This window comes from Candidatus Tisiphia endosymbiont of Thecophora atra, from assembly GCF_964026395.1.
In the GTDB taxonomy this organism is placed as follows: Bacteria; Pseudomonadota; Alphaproteobacteria; order Rickettsiales; family Rickettsiaceae; genus Tisiphia.
The window spans coordinates 596718-623079 of the sequence record NZ_OZ032145.1; the positions used below are offsets into that span (position 1 = coordinate 596718).

General features: G+C 33.6%; 26 protein-coding genes, 1 tRNA gene and 1 pseudogene. 12 read left to right on the plus strand and 16 right to left on the minus strand.

What is annotated here, in order from left to right; translation table 11 throughout:
• The first annotated feature begins 83 nt into the window (after positions 1-83).
• Positions 84-1388: a UDP-glucose dehydrogenase family protein gene (locus tag AAGD45_RS02940; RefSeq protein ID WP_410521084.1), complete on the plus strand. Its 1305-nt coding sequence runs from the start codon at positions 84-86 to the stop codon at positions 1386-1388.
• Positions 1378-4962, plus strand: a complete 3585-nt coding sequence (gene dnaE / locus AAGD45_RS02945; RefSeq protein ID WP_410521073.1) for a DNA polymerase III subunit alpha — start codon at positions 1378-1380, stop codon at positions 4960-4962. Before AAGD45_RS02940 ends, dnaE begins: the two co-directional genes overlap by 11 nt.
• Positions 4963-5385: 423 nt before the next feature.
• On the opposite strand, the gene AAGD45_RS02955 is transcribed toward dnaE, so the two are convergent.
• The 5 genes from AAGD45_RS02955 to coxB all read right to left on the minus strand — a co-directional run bounded on the left by AAGD45_RS02955 (position 5386) and on the right by coxB (position 9916).
• On the minus strand, positions 5386-6147 hold the full coding sequence (locus AAGD45_RS02955) for a gamma-glutamyl-gamma-aminobutyrate hydrolase family protein (RefSeq protein WP_341762197.1): 762 nt from the start codon (positions 6145-6147) through the stop codon (positions 5386-5388).
• An 11-nt stretch (positions 6148-6158) separates the two neighbouring features.
• Positions 6159-6599, minus strand: a complete 441-nt coding sequence (locus AAGD45_RS02960) for an RDD family protein (RefSeq protein ID WP_341761928.1) — start codon at positions 6597-6599, stop codon at positions 6159-6161.
• Between the two features lie 269 nt (positions 6600-6868).
• Positions 6869-8470 carry a cytochrome c oxidase subunit I gene (gene ctaD, locus AAGD45_RS02965; protein ID WP_341761929.1) on the minus strand — a complete coding sequence of 534 codons (1602 nt, stop codon included), beginning with the start codon at positions 8468-8470 and terminating at the stop codon, positions 6869-6871.
• Between the two features lie 8 nt (positions 8471-8478).
• Entirely contained in the window at positions 8479-9096 is a 618-nt protein-coding gene (locus AAGD45_RS02970; protein WP_341761930.1) for a CatB-related O-acetyltransferase, read from the minus strand.
• Positions 9097-9106: 10 nt separating this feature from the next.
• Positions 9107-9916 (minus strand): cytochrome c oxidase subunit II, encoded by an 810-nt coding sequence (coxB, locus tag AAGD45_RS02975; protein WP_341761931.1) that lies wholly within the window; start codon positions 9914-9916, stop codon positions 9107-9109.
• 184 nt (positions 9917-10100) lie between these two features.
• On the opposite strand from coxB, the gene AAGD45_RS02980 reads away from it, so the two are divergent.
• The 3 genes from AAGD45_RS02980 to AAGD45_RS02990 all read left to right on the plus strand — a co-directional run bounded on the left by AAGD45_RS02980 (position 10101) and on the right by AAGD45_RS02990 (position 12473).
• Complete coding sequence (locus AAGD45_RS02980) at positions 10101-10850, plus strand: YebC/PmpR family DNA-binding transcriptional regulator (RefSeq protein WP_341761932.1); 750 nt, start codon at positions 10101-10103, stop codon at positions 10848-10850.
• Position 10851: 1 nt separating this feature from the next.
• Entirely contained in the window at positions 10852-11586 is a 735-nt protein-coding gene (locus AAGD45_RS02985) for a sugar phosphate nucleotidyltransferase (protein WP_341761933.1), read from the plus strand.
• 581 nt (positions 11587-12167) lie between these two features.
• Positions 12168-12473, plus strand: coding sequence for a hypothetical protein (locus AAGD45_RS02990; protein ID WP_341761934.1), 306 nt, complete (start codon positions 12168-12170; stop codon positions 12471-12473).
• Between the two features lie 46 nt (positions 12474-12519).
• Here AAGD45_RS02990 and AAGD45_RS02995 read toward each other — a convergent pair whose 3' ends face one another.
• From AAGD45_RS02995 to AAGD45_RS03015, 5 genes are all read right to left on the minus strand, one after another.
• Positions 12520-12747 carry an HU family DNA-binding protein gene (locus AAGD45_RS02995; RefSeq protein ID WP_341761935.1) on the minus strand — a complete coding sequence of 76 codons (228 nt, stop codon included), beginning with the start codon at positions 12745-12747 and terminating at the stop codon, positions 12520-12522.
• A 3-nt stretch (positions 12748-12750) separates the two neighbouring features.
• Entirely contained in the window at positions 12751-13665 is a 915-nt protein-coding gene (gene sppA / locus AAGD45_RS03000; protein WP_341761936.1) for a signal peptide peptidase SppA, read from the minus strand.
• A gap of 67 nt (positions 13666-13732) precedes the next feature.
• Complete coding sequence (gene smpB / locus AAGD45_RS03005) at positions 13733-14191, minus strand: SsrA-binding protein SmpB (protein WP_341761937.1); 459 nt, start codon at positions 14189-14191, stop codon at positions 13733-13735.
• Positions 14178-15059, minus strand: coding sequence for a 4-hydroxy-tetrahydrodipicolinate synthase (gene dapA / locus AAGD45_RS03010; protein ID WP_341761938.1), 882 nt, complete (start codon positions 15057-15059; stop codon positions 14178-14180). Before dapA ends, smpB begins: the two co-directional genes overlap by 14 nt.
• 305 nt (positions 15060-15364) lie before the next feature.
• Positions 15365-16267 carry a branched-chain amino acid transaminase gene (locus tag AAGD45_RS03015; RefSeq protein ID WP_341761939.1) on the minus strand — a complete coding sequence of 301 codons (903 nt, stop codon included), beginning with the start codon at positions 16265-16267 and terminating at the stop codon, positions 15365-15367.
• Between the two features lie 62 nt (positions 16268-16329).
• Between AAGD45_RS03015 and AAGD45_RS03020 the strand changes: the two genes are divergently transcribed.
• The 4 genes and pseudogenes from AAGD45_RS03020 to AAGD45_RS03035 all read left to right on the plus strand — a co-directional run bounded on the left by AAGD45_RS03020 (position 16330) and on the right by AAGD45_RS03035 (position 19906).
• Complete coding sequence (locus tag AAGD45_RS03020; protein ID WP_341761940.1) at positions 16330-17010, plus strand: response regulator transcription factor; 681 nt, start codon at positions 16330-16332, stop codon at positions 17008-17010.
• Positions 16994-18295 (plus strand): ATP-binding protein, encoded by a 1302-nt coding sequence (locus tag AAGD45_RS03025; protein WP_341761941.1) that lies wholly within the window; start codon positions 16994-16996, stop codon positions 18293-18295. Before AAGD45_RS03020 ends, AAGD45_RS03025 begins: the two co-directional genes overlap by 17 nt.
• Positions 18296-18371: 76 nt before the next feature.
• Positions 18372-19214: pseudogene (locus AAGD45_RS03030) on the plus strand (IS5 family transposase).
• 335 nt (positions 19215-19549) lie between these two features.
• Entirely contained in the window at positions 19550-19906 is a 357-nt protein-coding gene (locus AAGD45_RS03035) for a nucleotidyltransferase domain-containing protein (protein ID WP_341761942.1), read from the plus strand.
• A 141-nt stretch (positions 19907-20047) separates the two neighbouring features.
• Here the strand turns inward: AAGD45_RS03035 and AAGD45_RS03040 are convergent, their stop codons facing one another.
• Both AAGD45_RS03040 and AAGD45_RS03045 read right to left on the minus strand, forming a co-directional pair.
• Positions 20048-20314: a transposase gene (locus AAGD45_RS03040; RefSeq protein ID WP_341760918.1), complete on the minus strand. Its 267-nt coding sequence runs from the start codon at positions 20312-20314 to the stop codon at positions 20048-20050.
• A gap of 20 nt (positions 20315-20334) precedes the next feature.
• On the minus strand, positions 20335-20715 hold the full coding sequence (locus AAGD45_RS03045) for a transposase (RefSeq protein ID WP_341760917.1): 381 nt from the start codon (positions 20713-20715) through the stop codon (positions 20335-20337).
• 278 nt (positions 20716-20993) lie between these two features.
• Here AAGD45_RS03045 and AAGD45_RS03050 point away from each other — a divergent pair, with 278 nt between their 5' ends.
• On the plus strand, positions 20994-21353 hold the full coding sequence (locus AAGD45_RS03050) for a HEPN domain-containing protein (RefSeq protein WP_341762198.1): 360 nt from the start codon (positions 20994-20996) through the stop codon (positions 21351-21353).
• 749 nt (positions 21354-22102) lie between these two features.
• Positions 22103-23458, plus strand: coding sequence for a recombinase family protein (locus AAGD45_RS03055; RefSeq protein WP_341761943.1), 1356 nt, complete (start codon positions 22103-22105; stop codon positions 23456-23458).
• 144 nt (positions 23459-23602) lie between these two features.
• Here the strand turns inward: AAGD45_RS03055 and AAGD45_RS03060 are convergent.
• A tRNA-Ser gene (locus tag AAGD45_RS03060) sits at positions 23603-23690 on the minus strand.
• A gap of 202 nt (positions 23691-23892) precedes the next feature.
• Complete coding sequence (gene nth, locus AAGD45_RS03065; RefSeq protein WP_341761944.1) at positions 23893-24531, minus strand: endonuclease III; 639 nt, start codon at positions 24529-24531, stop codon at positions 23893-23895.
• Between the two features lie 50 nt (positions 24532-24581).
• Between nth and grxD the strand changes: the two genes are divergently transcribed.
• Positions 24582-24914 carry a Grx4 family monothiol glutaredoxin gene (gene grxD / locus AAGD45_RS03070; RefSeq protein ID WP_341747650.1) on the plus strand — a complete coding sequence of 111 codons (333 nt, stop codon included), beginning with the start codon at positions 24582-24584 and terminating at the stop codon, positions 24912-24914.
• Positions 24915-24993: 79 nt separating this feature from the next.
• Here the strand turns inward: grxD and AAGD45_RS03075 are convergent, their stop codons facing one another.
• Positions 24994-25395, minus strand: coding sequence for a response regulator (locus AAGD45_RS03075; protein ID WP_341761945.1), 402 nt, complete (start codon positions 25393-25395; stop codon positions 24994-24996).
• Between the two features lies 1 nt (position 25396).
• Positions 25397-26245 (minus strand): HAMP domain-containing sensor histidine kinase, encoded by an 849-nt coding sequence (locus AAGD45_RS03080; protein ID WP_341761946.1) that lies wholly within the window; start codon positions 26243-26245, stop codon positions 25397-25399.
• Positions 26246-26362: the final 117 nt, after the last annotated feature.

Here is a 26362-nt window from a genome sequence, read left to right on the forward strand (position 1 = left end):
AATATATACTTTGCAGCAATATAGCACAACAAACTTGTTGCACTAAGTATATACTGAAAAAAATTTGAAAATTATTTATGAATATTAGACTTCATTTTATAGGCACTGGTTACGTTGGATTAGTATCTGGCGTAATGATGAGTTACCTAGGACACGACGTTACTTGCTTAGATACCAATATTTCTAAAATCGATCAGCTTAAAAAAAATATTTTACCAATTTATGAACCAAAATTAGCCAAGTACCTACCGCCATTAGTGAAGTCTAGTAAGTTGAAGTTTACAGCCAGCTACTCGGCTGAATTAAGAAACTCCCAAGCGGTATTTATTACAGTAGGAACACCACCACTACCCTCAGGGGAGGCAGATTTACAATATATTTTTACTGCTATCGATAATTTATGTGAATGGATCAACAATGATTGTTTGATTGTTATTAAATCAACTGTACCTCCAACAACATGTAACCAAATTATTGATTATTTAAAAAAAAGAAATCTTAAATTTCCTGTTGCCTCAAATCCTGAATTTCTTAGAGAAGGTACTGCTGTAGATGACTTTTTAAACCCTGATAGAATATTAATTGGCACAAATAATAAACTCGCAGAAGATTTATTAAAAAATATCTACCTGCCTTTGACTACAAAGAATATATCTCTTATATGTACTGATTTGGTTACTGCAGAACTTACCAAATATGCCTCAAACGCTTTCTTAGCAACAAAGATTGCTTTTATTAATGAAATGGCAAATTTGTGTGAGAGAACTGGGGCAAATATCAAAGAACTCTCGATTGCTATGGGACTCGACAAGAGAATAGGTAAAGAATCTTTAAATGCTGGACCTGGATTTGGTGGTTCATGTTTTCCTAAGGATCTCTTAGCACTTTCACAAATAGCGGGGTATTATCAATGTAACTTACAAATAGTTAATTCTGTTATAAATAGTAATGATCAGAGAGCCTATGATATGGCGGATAGGATTCATTATATCATAAATGATAATTTGACTAATAAAAATATTACTGTATTGGGCCTTACTTATAAGGCTGGTACAGATGATATTAGAAGCAGCCCTCCTATTAAAATCATCAAAATCCTAGTTGATAAAGGAGCTAATATCAGGGCATTCGATCCAATAGGTATGGATAATGCTAAAAAAGAACTAAAAAATATATTTTTTGCCGATTCAGCACTTAGTGCTTGCCAAAATAGTGATATAATTGTAGTGGCAACCGAATGGTCGGAGTTTAAAGATTTAGATTGGTCGCTTATTCGCCATCAAGTTAAATCTCCTATAATTATTGATTTCAGGCATATTCTTAACGGAGATATGCTAAAATCTCTTGGGTTTAAATATTATACTATTGGTACGCAATATGAAGTTTGATTTTATTCACTTAAGAGTACAAAGCTCATACTCATTTCTTGAGAGTGCCTTAACAATTGATCGTATAGTAGAGCTGGCACAATTACACAAAATGCCAGCGATTTGTTTAGCAGATAAGGGTAACTTATTTGGCTCACTAGAGTTTGCTTTAAGTAGCTGCAAGGCAGGGGTACAACCTATAAATGGGGCAATTGTAAACGTTGCTTTTACTAAAGATAATTTTTGTGAAATGGTGCTGATTGCTAAAGATGAGGTAGGTTACAAAAATTTACTAAAAGCAGTTAGTGCTAGTTTCACTGAAAATGATCGCAAAATTTGTAATCATATTACTTTTGATGATTTAGTTAAGTACCATGAAGGGCTTATTATCTTATCCGGTTATACTGATGGGATAATTGGCAAAAGCCTGATTGATGGAAACGAAGAATTAGCCATTTTTTGGGCCACTAAGCTACAAAGCATTTTTGGTGATCGTTTCTATTTTGAGATTATGCGGCATAATTTAGCAATAGAACAATCTATAGAAGCAAATTATATAAAAATAGCCGATGACCTTGGTATTCCACTAATTGCTACCAACAAAGTATTGTTTAGCGATGTTAACATGCATGATGCACATGATGTATTATTATGTATATCTGCTGGTGTTAGCAAAGAAGAGGAGAATCGTAAAAAGGTTAGTACTGGATGTTATTTTAAATCACCAAAAGAAATGCTAGAACTTTTTAGTGATTTACCTAATGCTGTACAAAATACCGTCCATTTAGCCCAAAGATGCCACTTTATGGCACATGCTAATCCACTAATGTTACCAAATTTCTCTAGTCTAGATATTAATGAAATAGATCTAATTAAGCAAAACTCCACAGCAGGGTTACTATCAAGACTTGATACAAAATTTAAATGGGAGAATATTGCCATAGATAAACAGCAAGATATTAAACAACAATATCTAACTCGTCTTAATTACGAACTAGATATTATTTGTCGGAGGGATTTTGCTGGCTATTTTCTTATAGTCTCTGACTTCATAAAATGGAGTAAAGAGCAAGATATTATGGTAGGACCTGGTAGAGGCTCCGGGGCGGGATCAATAGTTGCTTGGAGTCTTCTTATCACTGATCTTGATCCTATTAAATTTGGTCTACTATTTGAGCGTTTTTTGAACCCTGAACGTATATCAATGCCAGATTTTGATATTGATTTTTGTCAAGAACGACGAGAAGAAGTTATTAATTATGTACGTTCTAAATACGGGGATAATAAAGTTGGTCAAATCATCACTTTTGGTAAGATGCAGGCAAAAGCTGTTATCAAAGATGTATCACGAGTTCTTGGCTTGCCTTATAAATATGCCGAATATCTAACTGAGCTTGTGCCATTTAATGCTGTTACTCCCGTCACATTAAATCAGGCTATAAAGGAAGTAAAGGAGTTGAACAACGCCGCCCATGGCAGCGGTCTATATAATTTAGATGGTCAAGAGGAGCTAATAAAACAAGTATTGGATACATCCTTAGTGCTTGAAGGACTTAACAGGCATGCTTCTACACATGCAGCGGGAATCGTTATAGCTGGCAAAGATTTAGTAGAAATATTACCAGTTTATAAAGACCTAAATTCGGATATGTTGGTAGTACAATATTCCATGAAATATGCTGAGATTGCTGGTTTAATTAAATTTGATTTTTTAGGTCTGCAAACTCTGACTGTTATTACTAAATGTCTAGAATTATTAAAACAGCAAGGCATAAATATTGATTTTACTAATATGCTATTTGATGATCAAAAAACTTATGAACTACTATGTAGTGGTAGAGCTACCGGTGTTTTCCAGTTTGAAAGTAGTGGAATGCAGGATACTTTAAGACGTCTTAAACCTGACTCCATCCAAGATATAATAGCGTTAGGAGCATTATACCGCCCTGGCCCTATGGATAATATCCCAACTTATATTGCTTGTAAGCATGGTTTGCAGCTACCAGATTACTTGCATGAGATGCTTAAACCAATTTTAGAGGAGACTTATGGAGTTGTTATATATCAGGAACAGGTCTTAGAAATTGCCAAAGTAATTGCCGGCTATAGCTTAGGTGGAGCAGATTTACTTCGTAAAGCCATGGGCAAAAAAATAAAATCTGAAATGGCAGAGCAAGAAGAAACTTTTATTAAAGGTGCAATAGCTAACAATATTTCACGCCAGCAAGCAGAGTCTATTTTTATAACAGTGGCTAAATTTGCTAGCTATGGTTTTAATAAAGCACACGCATCAGCTTATGGTGTAATATCTTATCAAACTGCCTATCTGAAAGCAAATTTTCCAGCCGAATTTTTGGTAGCTTGCTTAAATCTTGAATTAAATAATCATGATAAAATCAATCTATTCATGCAAGAAGCTAAAAATAACAACATTACTATTATCCCTCCTAATATCAATCTTTCCGCTGGTTATTTTAGTACTACTCATGAAGAAGGCAAGACATTTATCATCTATGCCCTAGGTGCTATCAAAAGTGTTACTAGCACTTTTGGCAAAATATTAGCAGAAGAAAGAGTTGAAAATGGTAAGTTTAAAAATATTATAAATTTTATTGAGAGATTACCGCTTAAATCTATTAATCGAAAATTATTAGAGAATCTTATTAAATCCGGGTGTTTTGATACGTTACATTCTAATCGTAATCAGTTACTGTTAAGTATCGCTAAACTTTTAGCTTATGCCTCTTCCTACCATGCAGAAAAAGTTTCTGATCAATTTAGCCTGATTAAGGTAAATTCTGCAAGTCAACAAGTGTTAATTGAAGCAGAACCACTTGATAATAATACTGTCTCTTCTTATGAATTTGAAGTATTAGGACTATTCATTACGCTACATCCATTATCAAGATATCAAGATTTGCTAGCTAGGCTTAATATTGCAACATCACTTGACTTACAAAATGATAGTGGTTCTACTTCTAGTAGGCAGATAAGGATAGCTGGGGTAATACAAAAAAAAGATTCACGTATGTCATCTCGTGGAAGGTTTGTAACCTTACAACTATCCGATCAATTTGGTATTTTCGAATTAACTATTTATAGTGAAGAAATACTTAAAAATTTCGTTCACTTACTTGACATTCAATGTTTAGTTGTAGCACACTGTGATTTGTTTAAGGATGCTGGGGGAACAAGGTTAATCGCTAAAAGCTTCACAACTATTGACGATATAATGAATGAAGAACGACTAGAGATAAAACTCTATCCACAAAATCATTATGAACTATGTCAAATCGTTGATTTGCTTAAAAAGCGTATTAGCCCTGAACGTAGTAATACAAGAATAATTTTATTGCTTAAAGTAAGTATACAAGATGAATTTCAAGAGTTGGCTAGGTGTACGAGTGGTGAGCGGACTAGGCGTAGTCAAACCGTTGTTCCTACGCGAAGTCCCATCGTGCCACAACGCCAACACTTGAAAGGCAAAGGGTATATAAATAATAACTTTACTGCTCGAGTCCATTTACCAGAAATTTTATGTCTAGAAACTGAAGATTTTGAATTTTTAAATCGGTTTATGCTAGGTTCTAGTTAATTCCCTAGATTTTACCTCATTCTATGTAAGAGATCATTAGACTTCTTTCGAAACTCGCTTATGCTGAGGGATTTGAAGGAGACGCGGAACGCAGAACCGCAGCGTACTCTAATGTACGTGAGGATTCGAGTACCGCATCGACGTACAAATCACCAGCAGAAGTAGAGTTTCGAAAGAAGTCTATTTTAACAGTCTCGATGTCATCCCATAACTGTTGAAAGTTACAAAATCGTCTATTAGCGAAATGCTGTTGTAATGCTTAAACCGTCATTGCAAGGAATCGCTGCAAGAAGCGGTGACGTGGCAATCTTGTGAAGTAGTACTCAAATCACCTAGAGGCTGCCTAACAAAGGTAGATATTACTTCATGAGATTGCCACGTCGGCGATTTCATCGTCTCCCTCACTAATAAACGGTTCTTTGGCTAAAACTTTTTCGGCTTAGCTATAGCTTCGATCAATCCTTTAAATAAATTTAAATCTAAATCATTAGGGTTTAAATATTCAGGATGCCATTCTACTCCTATAACAAATTTGTGATTTATTGACTCAATTGCTTCAATTATCCCGTCCGGTGCTGTTGCTGCAACTCGGAGTCCCTCGCCTATTTTTCCTATTGCTTGATGGTGGCTCGAATTAACCATACAAGTTTGCTTATTTCCCGATAAGTTTGCAAGAATAGTGTTTGGTTCTATCGTTATAGAATGCGATAATGTATGTTTGGGGACAGGTTGCTCGTGGTTAATAGCCGTAGTTACTCCTGCTTGTGACTTTATGTAATCAGGTATATGCTGGATAAGGTTGCCACTGCATACTACATTTAACATCTGCATACCACGACATATTCCAAGGAATGGCATATTCTTTTCTAGAGCTTTTTGGGTAAGTAGTAACTCAAAATTATCACGTTGGTCGTTGGTAGCTGTTCTATCACAAGTGAATTCTTGACCATAAAATTTAGGGTGAATATCCTCATCACCGCCGGGAATAATTAGTCCATCGATAATTGACAGCATCACTTCAATTGTATCATATTGATAGGGTAGCATTAAGGGGATTCCCCCAACTTTTATCACGCTATCTGCATAATTTTGCCTAATTGCATACCAAGGAAAAGTAGCATAGGCATATTTTTCAGAATTATTAGCCAAATCTAGAGTGATCCCTATTACTGGTTTTTTCTGTATCATACTAAACCTTATCGCTTTACCATGCGAGTGCCACAGATTATGTCATGTAAACACTTTTTTTCATCAGTACATATCATGCAGACAATACTTATAATCCCTAATATTACAGTACTACTTATTAGTGCTAATATAATAAATCTAATCAACGCTTTTAAAAAGCTTATTCGTGTACCATCCTCGTTTATGATCTTCATGCCCAATATATAACCGCCAAGAGTTGCTTGCATTGAAGATGACTCAAATATTGCCTCATATATAATTGTTAATGATAGCATTATTAATGTCGGAATGGAAGAATAGGCTAGTGCCTCAGCTATTACTGCACCGTCTAGTAGAGAGTTACTTACTAGTATCATAGTCACACAAATTAGAAAAAAAATAATTAAAATTCGATCCAAAACTACAGCAATAGATCTTCGCCAAAAGCCACAATAGATATATTCATTCATAAAATTATTTTCCTTTATGTGATGTTTCAAAAGTATGAAATACCCTAATTCGGGATAAGAATTATAATTCTTATCCCGAATTAGCTGTGATATAAAGAAAAATGTACTCTTGAAGCGGTTCTGCGAGTACATTTTAACTTTTTTACCGTTCAATAGATGATTTTAATTATTAAAATCATCTATTGAACGCAAATTATATTTTAACAATCAGGTGTAGAACCGCTTCAAACCTGATTGTTTCTATATACAGCCGAATTTGGGATAACTTGTTATCCCGAATTCGCGTGAAATGGTGGTGGAGAGGAGATGGTCCATTCAAGAGTATCTGCCCCATCACCCCAAGGATTATTTGGGCATTTCTTCCCATATTTCAAAGTATAAATAACAATGAATACAAAGTAAAGAGCTGCAATAAATGAAATACTGGCTCCGATAGATGAAACCATATTCCAGCCGGCAAACGCATCCGGATAATCCGGTATTCTTCTTGGCATACCAGCTAATCCCAAAAAATGTTGAGGGAAAAATGTCAAATTAACACCGATAAAGGTAACCCAAAAATGAATTTTGCCCATCATCTCAGGATATTGCCGTCCGGACATTTTACCAAACCAATAATAGAACCCAGCAAATGCAGAAAATAATGCCCCAAGTGACATGGTGTAATGAAAATGTGCTACAACATAATATGTATCGTGTAAAATTCTGTCGATTGCTGAATTTGATAATATTATGCCAGTAACTCCGCCAATAGTAAATAGCAAGATAAACCCTATGGAAAATAACATAGGGGTTTCAAAAGTAATTGATCCTCCCCACATTGTGGCAATCCAGCTAAAGATTTTAATACCAGTAGGTACAGCGATAATCATAGTACCAGCAGTAAAATATATTAATGCATTGTACGAAAGACCAACAGTAAACATGTGGTGAGCCCAAACTATAAAACCAACAAATCCGATAATTACCATAGCTACCACCATACCAAAATAACCGAATATTGGCTTACGGGAGAAAGTAGAGATGACCTGACTGACTATACCAAATCCCGGCAATACTACAATATATACTTCTGGATGACCAAAAAACCAAAATAAATGCTGAAATAATACTGGATCTCCGCCACCATCAGGTTTGAAAAAAGTAGTACCAAAATTTCGATCAGTCAGTAACATGGTTATTGCACCCCCTAACACAGGAATTGCCAGTATCAACAAGAAGGCAGTAACCAAAATTGACCAAACAAATAAGGGCATTTCAAATAACCCCATACCATCAGTTCTCATATTAAAGATAGTGACAATCATATTAATTGAACCAAGAATGGAGGAAAGTCCTGTAAGATGTAAACTTAAAATAGCCATATCCACAGCAGCCCCAGGATGTCCTACTAGACTACTTAGAGGAGGATAAAATGTCCAACCAGTACCAGCTCCTCCATCAACCAAACCTGACAGCATTAATAATATAAAAGCAGGGACAAGTAGCCAAAAACTTATATTATTTAGCCTTGGAAAAGCCATATCCGGGGCACCTATTAAAATTGGTATGAAGTAATTACCAAATCCGCCAAATAAAGCTGGCATAATCATGAAAAATACCATAATTATAGCATGAGCGGTAATTAATACATTGTATAGCTGATAATTACCACCTAGTAGATGCCCGCCGGGTACTGCTAGTTCTAACCTAAAAATAACAGAAAATAATCCACCAACAAGCCCAGCAAATATGGCAAATATAATATACATTACGCCAATATCTTTGTGATTAGTGGAAAAAATCCATCTTTGTAAACCCGTAGGGGTTTCGTGATGATCAGATATTACTTCTGCAAGAGGTCTAGTAGAGGCTTGATCTTTAAGTGTCATAATGGTTACTATTTACATTCTTTAAGTTGTTCAATATCAGCCCCTACTATGACCTTGATATTTCTAGTAATTTTATCATAATCCCAATCCCACCATTTTATTTGTACTAACTCATTGATTATATCATCGGAGAATCTTTTTCTAATAATTTTACTAGGATTACCTGCAACGATAGAGTAGGGGGGTACATCCTTGGTAACCACTGCATATGCTCCGATAATTGCTCCATCTCCTATTGTTACTCTTGGCATAATGACTGCATTCGTACCAAACCACACATCATTACCAACTACGGTATTTCTTCTTTTATCAAGAGTTGGCATATAATTGTTCCAATTCTCGAAAATAAAAAATGGATAAGTAGAAAAGCCATCCATTGGGTGATTCACATCATCCATGATGAAAGTGGTTCTCATGGCGATAGAACAAAACTTACCGATAATTAATTTACACTCATGGCATCCTATGACATTATTGCGCTCAAAATATTCTGGGTGCTGGCTATCATGATAGTAAGTATAATCACCTACCATTATGTTAGGATTGTGAATAAAATGTTTTAAAAATACGGTTTCTTTAACCTGTTTTGCGTAAAGATGTGGATAATGCTTGTTGAAATGTACCATAATAACTCTTTTATTTAATTGATTTGAAGGTTAATTCTTTGTTAGCCTTTATATTCATAGAGAATTTTGATTTTGCCATAATCAACCAGTTTTGAAATTCTTCCTTGCTTACCACTTCAATGGCAATCGGCATAAAACCGTGATTAACACCGCAAAGTTCTGAACATTGACCATAATACACGCCTTTTTTGCTAATTTTAGTCCAAGTTTCATTGATTCTTCCGGGAACAGCATCCATCTTTATGCCCAGTGCCGGTACTGCAAAACTATGTATGACGTCTCCCGCCGTAATTAGAAATCTCACAGTAGTATTTTCTGGTATGATAATACGGTTATCGACATCTAATAAGCGTTTTTGACCAAGTTTTAATTTTTCATCGGTAATTAAATAACTATCAAATTCGATATTATCGTGATCAGGGTATATATAATGCCAATACCACTGATAGCCCACGACCTTAACAGTCATATCTATTTCAGGAATTTTTTCTGCAAAACGTAAAATACGAAATGATGGTATGGCAATAATAACTAAAATTATTATAGGGATTATCGTCCAAATAACTTCAATTAAGATATTATGAGAAAATTTTGCTGGAATAGGGTTGGCTTTTGCATTAAATCTAATACAAACATAGACTAGTAAAATGGTAATAAAGACAACTATTCCTCCTGATATTAACAGTAGGAAATTGTGAAACCCGTGAAGCTCTTCCATCAGAGGGCTTGCTGGAGTTTGTAACAACATTTGCCACGCCTGAGGTTCTGAGGCTAAGCAATTGTGAGCAAATAAAAGATATAAAATTACAAATTTTTTCATATTTGGTATTAGTGGGTTTGATTCTATATGCTATAGTTAGACAATATAAGACGATATATAGTTTTATTAAAGTAAAAAATAGGGTATAGTGCAAAAACTTGAGGAATTTATCATTGACTTTAAGCTGCCTTCTGATACGATTCGGCTTACTAATAAGTATACTCAAATGATTTAAGATTACAATATGGCAGGTCATTCAAAATTTAAAAATATTCAGCATCGAAAAGGTACGCAAGATAAGAAAAGGGCGAAAGTTTTTACTAAGCTAATTAGAGAAATTATCACTGCTGCTAAAATGGGAACTGATGTAAGCAATCCACGCCTGCGGAGTAGCATAGCTGCAGCACGCAGTCAGAATTTGCCGAAGGATCGAATAGATAAGGCAATAAGTGCAGCAAGTGATTCGAATAATAACGAACATTATACAGAGATTAGATATGAAGGCTTTGCTCCGGGTGGTATTGCAATAATAGTAGAGGCTTTAACTGATAATAAAAATCGCACAGCTGCTGAAATTAGGTCGGCTTTTACTAAATTTGGTGGTAATTTAGGTGAGACTGGAAGTAGCAGTTATATGTTTGACCATCTTGGAGTAATACAATACCCAGTGGAATTAACATCGGCAGAATCTATATTGGAAAGTAGCCTAGAGGCTGGGGCAAAAGATGTGATTTCTGAAGAAGATGCGTATTTAATCTATACAGATATTGAGGATTTTGTACAAACTCTTGAATCTTTGACTAATAAATATGGACCTCCTGAGGAATCCTATATCGGTTGGATTCCTCAGAATATTATGATTATAGAAGATAAAGATAAGGCAGAGAAGCTATTAAAATTAGTGGATCTTTTGGAAGAAAGCGATGACGTACAAAAAGTTTTTGGTAATTATGAATTATCTGATGCAATTTATCAAGCTATGAAGGATATTTAATATGGATTGCCAAATTATTGTTCTAGCTGCTGGTAATGGTAGAAGAATGGAATCTTCGTTACCAAAAGTAATGCATGAAGTTGGTGGTAGACCTATGCTTGATAGGGTGCTAACAAATGCCAAAAAAGTGACTAACGATGTTATCTTAGTTCACTCATTGCAATTAGAAAAATATATTTCTTCTTATAAAGAGGTTTGTAAATTTGCATTGCAGCTAGAACGATTGGGTACTGCTCATGCGGTATATACTGCTTTAGACTTAGTTGATGACAATAAAATTGTAGCAGTGCTTTACGGAGATAATCCTTTAATCACCGCAAATATTATTAACGATTTATTAGACCACCTAATTTCTACAAATTCAGCCATTACAACGTTATGCTTTAGACGTGATAACCCGGGGCAATATGGACGAATAGTTACTGATGAACTAGGAAATTTTTTAAAAATTGTGGAATTTAAAGAAGCAACGAGTGAAGAACAAGCTATGACAATTTGTAATTCTGGTATTATGGCTTTTGAAGCTGGTATATTAAAAAAATATCTACCTACTATTTTTTTAGGTAAGGTTGATAGATCAAAAGAGTTATATTTGACCGCCCTTGTAAAAATAGCTAAGGATAGTGGAGAAAAAGTATCATATTTGCTATCTTCAGACCACGACATAGTGCTTGGAGTAAATACTAAACAGGAGCTAGAAGAAGCTAATAAAACTATTGCTAAGTTAATGGGCTAGGTAATACACACAAAATTCTTCAACGTCATTGTGAGGAGTCGCGAAAAAGCGGCGACGCGGCAATCTAGGCACAACTGTTGAAAGTTCAACAAACGTCATTGCGAGGAGACCGTAGGTCGACGAAGCAATTGTAAGTTAAAAGTATGATATAATAGATATTGAAGTCAATGTCCATATGACAAGCTTCATGGATTGCCGCGCTCACGTACGTTCGCTCGCAATGACGGTTTAGGGCTGACAACGCTCATCGCAATGACGTTTGTTGAACTTTCGACAGTTGTGGCAATCTAGGATACGCGAAGCGTATTAGAAAAAACAGCTTCGCTGTTTACCTAGATCGCCACGGCACCTAACGGTGTCTTGCGATGACGGTTATACAAAAAATGCAGGGTACTATGCCATGTGAGACGCGATACTAAAACATTTTCAATACAAACATATTTCTAAAAAATATAGTTTTTATTGAGTGTTTTAATGTTACAAATTAACCTCAAACGTTAAATTAATTGGCAACTTGGGTTAAAGAATTAGATGTAGACGTTGATTACAGCCTAATTTGAGTAAGTAAAAAGTCAAAAAATATGCCAAACCCAATAACTTACACAATAGAAAACTTAAGCGATGCACGAGAGTTCTTATCCAAATTCCATAATCCGGTTATTTTAACTAACAAAAGTGGTAGCACGAGATATTACGGTATGCTAGTGTGGGATTATATTTTTAAAAAACTAATTGAAGAATTTCCCCAAATCGTAAAAATTATTGTTAATGTAGGAAACGATCACGCAGCTTTATTTACCGCTATCAAACTTAATTACCAAAATATAGTTTATACTGGTAAATCAGCAGAGGCTAGGAAGTTGGCTTTGGCTAATAGTATAACATGAGAACGCGAATTCGGGATAAGAATTATTCCCTCCCTTTTCCAAAAGCCTAGCGATGTCCACGATAATAGACAGTTTTATATGACCGCTCACTATTGGGAAATTTCCGCTCCCTAATTGAGAAGCTACCGAAGCCTCTAATTTCAATACGATTTTGCTCAGCGAGGCTAGACTGTAAATAATCAAATACCAAATCTATAGAATCTTTTATATCTTCCTTAGAAAGATAATTAAGTTCCTTAGATATTTTATCCACTAAATCAGACTTTCTTGCCATAAATTAAAAAATTGCTTTTATCCCTTGAAATTTATTTTTAAAAAAACTTGGTAAAACACTATCAAAATCCTCCATAATAATTTCAAGAAATTTTGATTTCGGTTTTATTTTAAATTCTTTTACCTTCAAATCTTTATTAATTTTTTTGACTTCCTGTAACCATTTAATCGCATCATCCTCAGAACCCAGAGCATCAACAAGTTTTAGTTTCAAAGCTTGGCGACCAGAATATATCCGACCATCAGCTATTTTTTTAACTTCTTCAATTGCTAATCCCCTTCTTAAAGCAACGAGTTCAATAAAATAATCATAAGTATCCTGTACATTAGACATTATAGCCTGACGAACAGCTTCTGTAACTTTTTCAGTAGGATTAGGAGCGGCTTTTAATTCCCCGGATTTAAAATTATTGAAGGTAATACCTAGTGTCTTTGCTAAATCTGTGACTTCTAGAGTTTGGAGAATCACACCAATTGAGCCAGTAATCGTTCCATTATGACTAATTATGTAATCCCCTCCTAATGATATCAAATATCCTCCACTCGCTGCCAATGTACCCATAACAATTACTACCGGTTTTTTTGCTGATATTTTTCTGAGTATATTATAAATTTTCTCTGATCCAACCACAGTTCCACCAGGAGAATTGACATTAACAATTAGAGCATTAATCTTATCATCATCAATGATTTTCTCCAATCTTTTATCACGTTTTGTATCCTCAAAAATTATATCTTCTATTGAAACTGCAGCTATATAGTTACTATTAGTAGTTACATATTCAGAACTTGACAAATCAAATTTCTTAATCATCACAACAATTAAAACTATAAACATTAAAATTGTTGCTAACTTCCACAGCCTTAATTTTAATTTATTTTGCTTTCTTTCAATTATGTAGTCAGGAGTTATTGTCATTAACTTTGCCTATTTGTTTATATGGAAGTATAATGGGCGCTTTAGGCTCTAAGAAGTCAATTTTATCCTACTTCGCACGCATAATCCGCCCCTGTTCCCTCTTCCAATCTTGTTCTTTAATAGATTGTCTTTTATCATGTAATTTTTTACCTTTTGCTATACCTAACTCAACTTTTACTTTATTTTTTTTATTGAAATATAAAGAAAGAGCAACAAGAGTGTAGCCTTTTAGGCGAATTTTACCAATTATTTTCTTTATTTCACTAGAATTAAGAAGCAACTTACGAGTCCTTCTAGTCGAATGATTAAATCTGTTAGCTTTGTCATATTCCGCAATATGGCAATTATATAAAAACACTTCATTTGCAGAATTTTCTGCATGACTATCTTCTATACTAGCTTTTCCTTGACGCAGCGATTTAACTTCACTCCCGGTTAATATTATGCCAGCTTCAATTTTTTCTTCAATAAAGTAATTGAAATATGCTTTTTTATTTTGTGCTATTATTTTCTTATATTCCGACATAGTCCATAGCTTTATTTACTTTTTCCTCAGTAACTTTCAACGCTGAAGTTAAAGGAAGCCTTAACTCATTAGAACATAGCCCTAATCTGCACGCTGCATATTTCACTGGTATTGGGTTTGTTTCTGCAAATAATGCTTTATATAAGGGTAGTAATTGCTGTTGGATTCGCAGAGCTTCTTCATAATTACCAGCATGACAATTATCCTGTAATTTCTTGCACAAACTAGGTGCTATATTAGAGGCAACAGAAACGCACCCTACTCCCGCGTGAACATTATAAGATAAAGCTATTTCATCATTACCACACAATAAGTTAAAATCTTTGCTTACAGCAGCCTTAATTCTCAAAGGACGTTCTAAATCATTACCTGCATCTTTAAAAGCGACAATACGCGGTAGTTTACTGAGCCTAACTATCGTGTCATCTGAAAAATCAACCAAAGTTCTACTAGGTACTGAATATAACATGATTGGCAAGTGGCTAGCATTATGTATAGCTTCAAAATGTAAATAAATTCCTTCTTGCATGGGTTTTACGTAAGAAGGAATACTACACATAAGCCCATCAACAGGAATTTTTGTACATATTTTTATCATATCTATGGCTATACTGGTAGTAATAGCGGAACAACCTGCTATTATTTGGGTACGGTTTTTAGTAATTTCTACAGCCACTTCTAGCAAAGATTGATATTCCTGTAAACTTAAGCTAGGTCCCTCACCAGTAGAACCAGCAATCACTACTCCATCAACTTTATTATCAATTTGATAGTTAAGTATTTTCTCCAAAGAAACAAAATCTAATTTATTATCCTTAAAAGGGGTTATAATGGCTGTAATAAGCCCTTTAAATATATTATTTTTCATAAACACCACCTAGATTAATCTGAGTTCGATATAACAAGCTATCAATATCATCCCTATTGGTTATGTCACCATAACTGTCGAAAGTTCAACAAACGTCATTGCGAGGAGACCGTAGGTCGACGAAGCAATCTATATGACAAACTTCATGGATTGCCGCGCTTACGTACGTTCGCTCGCTAATAGACGGTTTAAGCCTTACAACAGCGCTTCGCAATGACGGTTTTTTAACTTTCAACAATTGTGATACCTACGCAGGGACATAGAGACAGCCTTACTTTTAAATTATCCTGTAATTATATCATATATTATTTACGCACTAAGCTATTATATTCTTTTTTTAACAAATTAGTAATTTTACTATCTTCAAAGATAATATTTTGATCACCACGGTTAATCGATTTAATCCCCTTAACTTCTGCAGCTGTACCAGTCATAAAACATTCAGTAAACTCCCCTAACCTATCTAGAGTTATGTATTCTTCCTTAACCTCAAGATTTAACTCTTTAGCAAGTTTTATAACTGTTTGACGCGTTATGCCATTTAAAAAACTATCAGCTATCGGTGTAAATAATTGCTCTCCTTTAACAAAAAAGATATTTGTAGTAGTACATTCAGCAATAAATCCTCGCCAATCTAATAGAACTGCATCACTATAACCCAAAGACTTAGCTTCTTTTTGGCATACTATCATCATATTGTAATGTCCTGACGATTTACACTGCGGCGGTAGTGAGTTTGGATGACATTTCCGCCAACGTGCAATATGCAAACTTAAAGCATCAGAAGGTCTAGGAATTGATGGAATAGCAGCAATTAATAAATTAACCGATAAATTTCCATTAGTTAGATTAAGAGATTCACTACCATACCAAATTAAAGGACGAACATACGCATCTTTAATATTATTTTTTTCTATAAGTAAGTGATGGGCTTTTATAATGTCTTCAAAACTATATGGCATTTCCATAGCTAAAGTTTGTGCTGATTCTATCAAACGCTGCGTATGTTCTTCTAATTTAAAAATTTTTCCATCATAGGCTTTTTCTCCTTCAAAAACTCCACCAGAATAATGTAAACTATGAGTAAGAACATGTACTTTAGCTTCCTGCCAAGCAATAAAATTACCGTTAATCCAGATATAACCTGATAATTGTTTAAGGTTTCTAGGCCGCTCTTCCACAATTATATTTTCTTGTGTTATTATCATTGTCAACCTTCCATTATTCAGTTAGTATATTTTCACTACTTATAAATACCGAAACTTTATTTATGCAAAGCCCTAAGCCTCACATTCTTGTAGTCGATGATGATACTCGAATACAAAAACTTTTAAAACAGTTTTTGTATAAAAATGACTTTTTAGTATCAACAGCAGCTTCTGTCCAAGAAGCTGAGGAACTATTAAAATCCTCTATTTATGACTTAATTATTTTAGACGTTATGTTGCCGAATGTTACAGGGCTTGATTTTGCCCATACTATAAGATCAAGTAAAAACCTTATACCAATTGTTATGCTAACTGCACTATCACAACCAAGCGATCGTATCAAGGGATTAGAATCCGGTGCATCTGATTATCTGACCAAACCTTTCGAACCGAAAGAATTATTACTCAGGATTAATAACCTATTAAATAGCTATAATAATTATAAAAAACAAGATAAAATCAAGCGATTAGGCAATAATTATTATAATTTAGAATCAAAGGAATTTGTCAAAAATAACCAACCTATACAATTGAGTTCTACAGAACAAAAATTGCTAGAAGTATTATTAAAACACAATGGACAAGAAATGAAACGTGATGAGTTGTCAAAAATAATGGGAGGACTTAGCCCTCGCTCTATCGACGTACAAATTGTCAGAATAAGAAGTAAGATTGAAGATGACCCTAAAGAACCAAAATATCTAAAAACCATTCGGAATAGCGGTTATGCTATCTATACATAAACTTATACCACAAACTTTACTGGCTAGATTTGTTCTCATTATTATTGTTCCAACATTAATAGGACAAATTCTAGCAGTGTTTTTGTTCTATGATCGTCACTGGTATAATGTTTCTTATTATACTAGCAATATTATTGCTAATGAAATTATTTCCCTTCTTGAACAAGACGACAATAATCTATTAGAAAAAAACACAACAGAGACAAATTATTTAAATTTGTCGTATCAGTTTCATCAAGAATTAAACTTGCCACGCAAACAACCTAGAATTAGTGAAGAATTAGAGATTTTTAAAAATATTATTAACGTAAAAATTAATAAGAAAAATATAGTAAAGATTAATGATTCAAAAAGAATTGAAGTATTACTCCAATTAACCGATGGTTTACTAAAAATAACTTTCCCCGCAAAATTATTGATGAATCCAACTGCTTACATTTTTGTTCTATGGTTAATCTTCTTAACTATTTTACTACTTTCTGTTTCCTTAATCTTCTCTAAAAAGCAAATTAACTCCATTTTAACTCTTGCAGATGCTGCTGATCAATTCGGACAAGGAATCACAAGATTACCAACATTTAAACCTTCTGGGGCAAAAGAAATCAAAAAGGCTGGTATTGCTTTTCTGAAAATGAAAGAACGAATTGAACAACAAATCACTAAAAGAACTAGAATGTTAGCTATGATTTCACATGATTTATGTACTCCTTTAACTAGAATGAAATTACAACTGGAGTTAATGAACAAATCTGAAGAAACAGAAGGTCTTAAGGAAGATATACTTACCATGCAACAAATGATAAAATCATACCTTGACTTTGCTAAGGGTGAAAATGGTGAAGAAGCTCAAATAATTGAGTTATCTTCTTGGCTGTCTACTATCATAAATAAATGGTCTGTTGCCAATATTGAGCTGCTTGCAACAGAGCAGATAATAGCACAAATCAAGCCTATCAACTTTGAACGTGCAATATCTAACGTAATAAGTAATGCTATAAAATATTCTACAAAAATAAGAATTACTGTATATTCTAGTTCTACTAATGCCATAATAAAAATTGAAGATAATGGTATTGGCATAAAGGATGCAGAGAAATTATTAGTGTTTAAAGCATTTTATCGTTCAGATAAGTCACGCCCACTTAATAATTCAGGTAATGTTGGACTTGGTCTTGCTATTACTAAAGAAATAATCATTGATCATAATGGAACAATATCCTTGCAGGATAGTAAAAATTTAGGTGGTTTATTGGTTGAAATTTCGCTACCTAACCTCAAGTGTTGATGTAAGAGCTTGTCCTCAAACTAAAATTAAGGTATGATGAAGTGAACAAAGTATTATTAGTAAGAAGTATAGAAGAATGAGCAGAAAAAATTATCCAACAGATTTAACAGATGAAGAATGGTTAAGGATAGAGGGGTTGTTTCAAGTATCGTATGTAAAGGGAGGTAGACCTTTAAAACATAGCAAAAGAGAGATTTTGAATGCAATTTTTTATGTATTACGTACTGGGTGTCAAGTGGAGATATATGCCGCATGACTTTCCAATTTGGAAGACAGTATATGAACAATTTAGAAGATGGAAGAAGCAAGGTGTATTTGAACGTATGAACCATGAACTTATCAAGGATGTTAGAAGAAAATTAGGTAGAAATGAGTATCCTAGTGCTTGCATAATAGATAGTCAGTCTGTCAAGACAACAGAAGAAGGGGAGCTAAAGGTTATGATGGAGCTAAGAAAATTAAGGGCAGAAAGAGGCATATTATTACCGATACACAAGGCTTTGTGTTAGGTTGTTATGTCGGTTCTGCGAATGAGAATGATCGATACGGAGCTACAGTGCTACTCAGTAACATGCAAAAAGAGTACACTACTATTAAACAAATGTGGTCTGATATGGGGTATCAGTCTAAAGATTTAAAGGATCTCATTAAGGAAAAGTATAACATAGATTTAGAAATTGTTAAACGACCAGTGTGCAGATTTTGGATACCAAAAAATACACCACTAGAACTATTGCCAACAAGGGAAGTTGGGTTTAAAGTACAGCCAAGGCGATGGGTTGTTGAGAGAAGCTTTGCTTGGATAAATAGAAATAGAAGGCTCTCCAAGGAATATGATTTTCTTACTGATTCTAGTGAAAATATAATTTTTTTGGCTATGAGTCGATTACTTCTTCGTAGGATTACTTCTATTACTTAGTTTGCGGACAAGCTCTTAATACAAGTAGCGATACCGCGGAAAAATGCATGTACTATTGTTGGTGAGAACTATGAAGTATATGATTCATAAGGGAGTTTGGGCTTGTGTAATTCATAGACTTTGTTACAAAATAGTAAATATATTAATGTGGTTAAAAAGGTATCTATTACACTAGAAAAGAGCATGTTTTGCTTGCAACAATATCACGGTACTCAAATGCAATCTTAAATGTTATAGAAAAGATTTCTTGTATATAGGTGAATTTGCAAAATTCTTTTTGCAATATCTATGCCGATTGTAGTAATCTACATTATAGATAGCTGCATTACAAATATATGAAAACTGTTTTACCTGAACGCTCCCTGATAATTCAAGAAAGACTTGATAATATCGTCAAAGAAATTCTCGCTGTATCAAAGCACAAGATTGCGATGATTATTTTATTTGGCTCTTATGCTAGAGGAGATTGGGTACAAGATGAGTATAAAAAAGGTCACATTACCTACAGCTATCAAAGTGATCTCGATATTATGTTAGTCATGAAGAAAGGCAAACATGCCGGTCTTGCAGGGTTATCCATAGAAGATAAAATAGAAAAAAGGTTAGAAAAAAAATCATTAAGAAGTCCTTTTGAATTATGGGTAACTTTGGTGCTAGACACTGTTAACAAAGGTTTCGAAGATTTATTTTAATAGCAGCAAAAGCAATAAAAGACAGGAAGGAAAGATCATCTTTTTCATAACGAAGTCCAAGACGCCTGTTTTCTTTAATCTTACCAAAAAATCTTTCTATTGCTCCTTCTAACAAACTGTTCTAATAGTTTGTTTATGTTTTTACATAATACGTAGCATTTTGTTTGCTGCTCTTAACTTATATTTTTCCTTGTCATATATAATCTCTATCTTCCTATTCTTTCTTCCGGGAATTACCGGTATATTATTTTGTGAAACAAGATTCTGACGATTTTTATTACTATCATATCCACGATCTTGAATAACACAGCACCCTACAATTCCTGCACTTAACTCTTCTGCCATAGCAATATCATTTCTATTCCCTCCTGTCAGGAATCCTTCTACTATATGCCCTTGTACTGTCATCGTAAGGTGCAGCTTCGTACTCATTCCTCCCTTGCTCTTCCCCTTGCTTTGACTCCCCCTTTTAAGCCGCCGCCATGTCGGTGCACCTTGAATATACTGCTATCTGAGATAACTATATTAATCGTTATCTTCTTGCTACACTGTAGAAGCATTAATATCTTCCACCATATTCCTCTTTCACTACCTCGTTTAAAACGTTGATAGATAGTATGCCAGCAACCATAACATTTTGGTAAATCTCTCCATGGTACGCCAGTTCTCAGCACATACATTATTGCACAAAATACTCTGTAATGACTTATTTGAACAGGTCGACCCTTCCAAATATAATTCTTCTCTATAATTGGCTCTATTTCTTTACGGAAAAAATCAGCCTTAATAGGATATAATCGTTGATCCATATATATCTCCTTTTTAAGACCATTCTATCCTATTCTTACTTTCTTTTCTATACCTTTGTTAACAGTGTCTAGAATCAATTAAGACGGTAAATAGTCAGTTAGAGAAGGGGCATTATTTCTTTTCCGATATAAAAAAAGAAGGAATTCTCTTATATGATAGCGGTGAATTTCAGCTGGCGGAAGCTAAAAACTTACCCTGGGGAGAAAGAAGACAAATAGCTAAAGAGGATTATGAGTATTGGTTTGAAAGAGGTGTAGAGTGTATAGATGCAAGTAATATATTTTTACAAAGAAATAGCCTTAATAAGTGTGCTTTTGAGTTACACCAAGCTACTGAGTGTTTTTATAATGCTATCCTGTTAGTCTTTTCTGGCTATAAACCTAAACTACACGATATAAGAAAATTAGGTAGTATAGCCGGAAATTACAATGAAGAATTATGGCAGATATTTCCTCATTCTAGCGTTGAGCAAAGGCAATGTTTTAGATTACTTGAACAGGCTTATGTTGAGGCTCGCTATAACAAAGATTATAGAATAACTAAAGAACAGCTACTTTACCTTATTGATAGAGTTAAAAAATTAAAAACAGTGACGGAAAAAATTTGCTTGGAAAGGATTAATAAAGAGATAATTTAAGCTCCTTAATATAGACAAAGTAAGTCTATAAACGCGATGACCTATAAGTTTAAGATATTGGGGTGTTAGATGTAGTAGTTTTGTTTATTATTATTTCCAAGTGTCCGTATGACTAACCCATTCCTCAGTATTACCTATCCTTTCATCTGCTAATTTAGCTAATATTTTATCCTCTTGAAGTTCCAAACTAGTTATAATAAGATATTTTGCTACTTATAGATAAGAACTCTTTGTTGATTTTAGCAAGACCTGCAATTTCATCAAATATTTTTTTGTCAAGATCACTCCAATTTATTTGTTATGACTCAATTGTATCATATCTGATACAGAATATCAATAAGGTGATCGATGTAAACAGTGGCATTCGGTTAAGTTTTTAACTTATCTATTTTAAAGCAAACCCATATAAATAAAAAAGCCCATATTTAGACTTGGAGAGTAATAATTCAAGAACCAGTCCCTTCCCATAATGATACTAAAAAGCCGTGTAATAGCCTTAAAATAATAAATAGGGGTATCTATGATAAACCACTTGATAAAGTTACTCCTGCTACGAGTTAAAACAATTATTTCTACAATAACCTAAAATTATCAATGACAAAAAAATGTTACACTTGGCTCTAATACTGAAGGAGATGGGGTAATTTAATAATAATTCAACTTGACTTGTGCGGTGCTTGATATATCTCTGCTCTTTGAGTAGATACTACTTTCTAATTAAAGCAAAATTTATTATCTAAGGAGAAAATATGACAGACAAAGCAACAAAATCAATAATTTTAGTTCGTATTTCAACAAGGGAGCAAGAAGAAGGGTATTCAATTGAAGCTCAAAAATATAGATTAGTAGAATATTGCCAACGTAAAAATCTTGAAGTTATCGAAACTTTTGAAATTATCGAATCTTCAAGCAGAGGTGATCGCAAACAATTTAAAGAGATGATCAAATTTGCTAAAAGCCATAGAGAAACAATTGCTATAGTTGCTGATAAAGTAGATCGAGTACAAAGAAGAATCTCAGAAATTTCATTACTAGAAGAACCAATAAAAGCTGGTAAGATAGAATTACATTTTAGAGCAGAAGGTTACATAATAGATAAAGATTCTCAGTCTCATGCAAAGCTAATGTGGGGAATGAACGTGTTGATGGCACAATCTTACGTTGATAGTTTAAGTGATAACGTTAAAAGAAGCCTAGATCATAAATTGCGTAAAGGAGAGTGGATAGGACCAGCCCCTCTTGGTTACCTAAATAGTCGAGATGAAAGAGGAAACAGTATAGTAATTCTCGATCCTGTAAGAGGTTCTATCATAAAAAAACTCTTTGAAGAATATGCAACAGGAATGTATACTCTTAATTATTTGACTGAAAAAGCTAAGGATCTTGGTCTTAGAAGCAAAAACAATTGCTACGTCAATAAAACAGTAGTGCATCGAATGATCCAACAACCATTTTATTACGGTGAAATAAGAGTAAAAGGAGAGATGTGGTCACATGGTTACCAAGCAATTATAACAAAAGAGACTTTTATGGCATGTAAAGATGTACGTTTAGGGTGGAAGAAGAAGCCTTTTAAATATGGTGGTAAGGATTTTCTTTTTAGAGGGTTAATAACCTGTGCAGTAACTGGTAAAGTTGTAACAGCTGAAACTCACAGCAAAACATATTCAGATGGTAAAGTGGACGAATGGACTTATTTAGGGACATGGGATCCAAAGAATCCAAACAAAAAGATTTATGTAAGAGAAGATGAAGTTTTAAAGCAGGTAGAAGAGGTTTTTAAAAGAATAGGTATAAGAGACCAAGAAATGCTAAAAGAGACTCTAGCCTATTTAAAAAACACAAATGAGCTAAAGAAAGATGAGCATGGGCAAGCAACAGCTGCTTTAAAGAAAGAACATACCGAAAATGAGAATAGATTAAATTCATTAATAGATTTGCGACTCAATGGAGAACTTAGTACAGAAGAATTTCAAAGAAAAAAACAACAATTAAAAGATCGCCAATATGAAATTGCTCGTTTAATTAAAGTTTATGAGGAAGCAGATGATAAATTTACTGATACCGCTACAACGCTAATAACTCTAGCATCGCAAGGTCTATGAAACTTTTAAAGGTTCTGAAAGCCCTCAAAAACGCAAAATGATAAATTTCGTATTTCAGAACCTTAAACGTCAGGGGCAAAAAACTTGAGACCTCTCTACGTTTCCCGTTCGATATTTTTGAAAAAACGACAACTTGTACCAAAGTGGCGGAGAGGAGGGGATTTGAACCCCTGACACGTTACCGTGAACACGCTTTCCAGGCGAGCGCCTTAAACCACTCGGCCACCTCTCCATCTATAGGAATTCAGAATAACAAGTTACATCAGATTCGGTTAACTACGTAAACAATAGGTTTGGTATACTATTCGTCTTTAAAGTGTTAGCATTGTCTTACTATCGGGACTTTGCGTACTCACATACTAAATATACGATTAGTTAACTTGCCACTCGTACTCCTAGCCAATTCTTTAAAGCAGAAGTGTATCTACAGTTTGCTACTTCAGAAAATTATTAGCATAATACTCACAATATTCTTTAACTGGGCAAGCAGGGCAATTTGGTACTCGTGCTTTGCAAATATACCTACCAAGTAATATCAACCAGTGATGAGCATGTTGTAACCATTTTATATCGATAACTTTAACTAATTCAAGTTCTACTTTTTTGGGAGTATTACTATTTGCCAGTCCTAATCTTTTAGAAACTCTAAATACATGTGTATCAACTGCGATAGTTGACTTACCAAAGAGGCAATTCAATACTACATTAGCAGTTTTTCTTCCGACACCTGGCAATTTAATTAAGTCATCAAAATTGTTAGGTACTTTGCTGTCATACTTATCTATCAAAATTCGACAAAGTGCAACAATATTTTTTGCTTTGGTTATAAATAAACCTATTGATCTTATATAAGTTCTTACCCCTTCTTCCCCGAGTTCTAATATTTTTTCTGGTGTATTATACTTCACAAACAATAATCTAGTTGCTTTATTAACTGAAACATCAGTTGCTTGTGCGGATAATATCACCGCTACTAATAGAGTAAAATTATTAACATATTCTAGTTCCGTTCGGGGAGTAGGATTATTTTGGCTTAAAATTTCAAAAATTTTATCAACTATTTGAGCTTGCATAATATAACATTTAAGAGTAAAAGAAGTTATAATTTTTATCAGGTTTAGGAATGTTAGAGAATAGAAATTTTGATTTTATAAAAAATGAAATTGCTAATCATGATATTGTATTATTTATGAAAGGCACTGCCAATTTTCCTCAATGTGGTTTTTCTGCTACCGTTGTTTCTATCTTAAAAAAACTTGGCGTAGAATTTCGTGATATTAATGTTTTAACCAATCCTAGCTTACGTGAAGATATCAAATCTTTCAGTGATTGGCCTACTATACCACAGCTTTATATAAAAGGGGAATTGATAGGTGGCTGCGATATAGTACGTGAGATGTATGAAAATGGTGATCTTGTTTCATTATTAAAAAATAAACATATAATATCTAAGTAACCTCAATTAGATATAAGAATATTTATCTTATATCTAATTGCTTTATAAATGAGTATACTCTTCTGCTTTGAGTATATATCTAGTTATGGAACTGCCTTATAGTTTCAAGCAGTTCTTCGTTTTTATAAGGTTTATGAATTAGGTATGTTGTTTGTTCTTGTAAGAATTCTTGCATTTCTTGGTGATTGCTAGAAAAACCAGTTTGAAAAATTATAGGAATATGTGCAAGGTTATCATCACTTCTTATCTGCTTATGTACTTCATAACCTGTCATATCAGGAAGAGAAATATCAAGAAATATTAATTCTATTGTATTAGCATGTGTTTTAGATAAATTAACTGCTTCTTGTCCGGAATAAGCACTGATAATTTTATATTTTTGTTCATAATGTAGCACTAAGTTTATTACGTCATGGCAAATTGGTTCGTCATCAACAAAAAGTATAGTAAATACTTTTGCAATATTATCCTTTGTAAGCATTTTATGTCTCTTTTTTATTGTATACAGGAATCATAAATTCTAATTTTGTTCCTCTTTTACGGTTATTCTCGGCATAAATATAACCATTATGAGCCAGTACAATTTCTCGGCAAATAGATAAACCAACACCTGTACCAAGAAAATTATTATTAGTTCGTGAACTACGAGTAAATACTTCAAAAATAGTCTCAAGTTCTGAGTCTGGAATTCCTATACCTGTATCGATTAGGCTAAAGCGCCAATAAGGAATATTTTCATGATTTTTTAAATCAATTACCGCTATAATTAATCCTTCCTTAGTATATTTGAGTGCATTATTAAATAAATTATTTAATAATTGGTTAATCCTAATTTTATCTCCATTAATCATTGCTTTTGTAATACTATGATCAATAAGAATAATATTAACTCGATCGTTAATTATGTTTAATTCTGTAAGTTGTTGCACAGTCTCTTTTATAGAAGATAATAGATCCATAGCAACAAAATTAAACTGCATTTTTCCGATACTAAACTTAGATAGGTCTAGTAGGTCATTAATTAATTTTATAAGACGCTGATTATTTTTAGCTATTATACTGACATACTTTACGTGTTCTTGCTCATCCATTTTATCCCAATTTTCATATAAAAACTGAGCAATACTACTTCCCCCATGTATCGAAGTCCTAATTTCGTGAGTAACGTGATTTAAAATATTATCTTGCTCTGATATCTTTTGTTCTAATTCTAATATTTTAGTTTTTGAATTATTTCTTAAATTAAACCACGAAAACATCTTGTACCTGCAAATATAAAGAACTACAGGAATCAAAAATATGACTAAAATAGTCCAAAAAAGTTGGTACATATGCTTACTTTACTTAAAATAATTATATGCAAGATAAAATATAAAATAACTAATGAAAATATCTAAAAATTTCAAATTAACATTTCATATAAATAATTCTAATTTAGTAATCTTTGA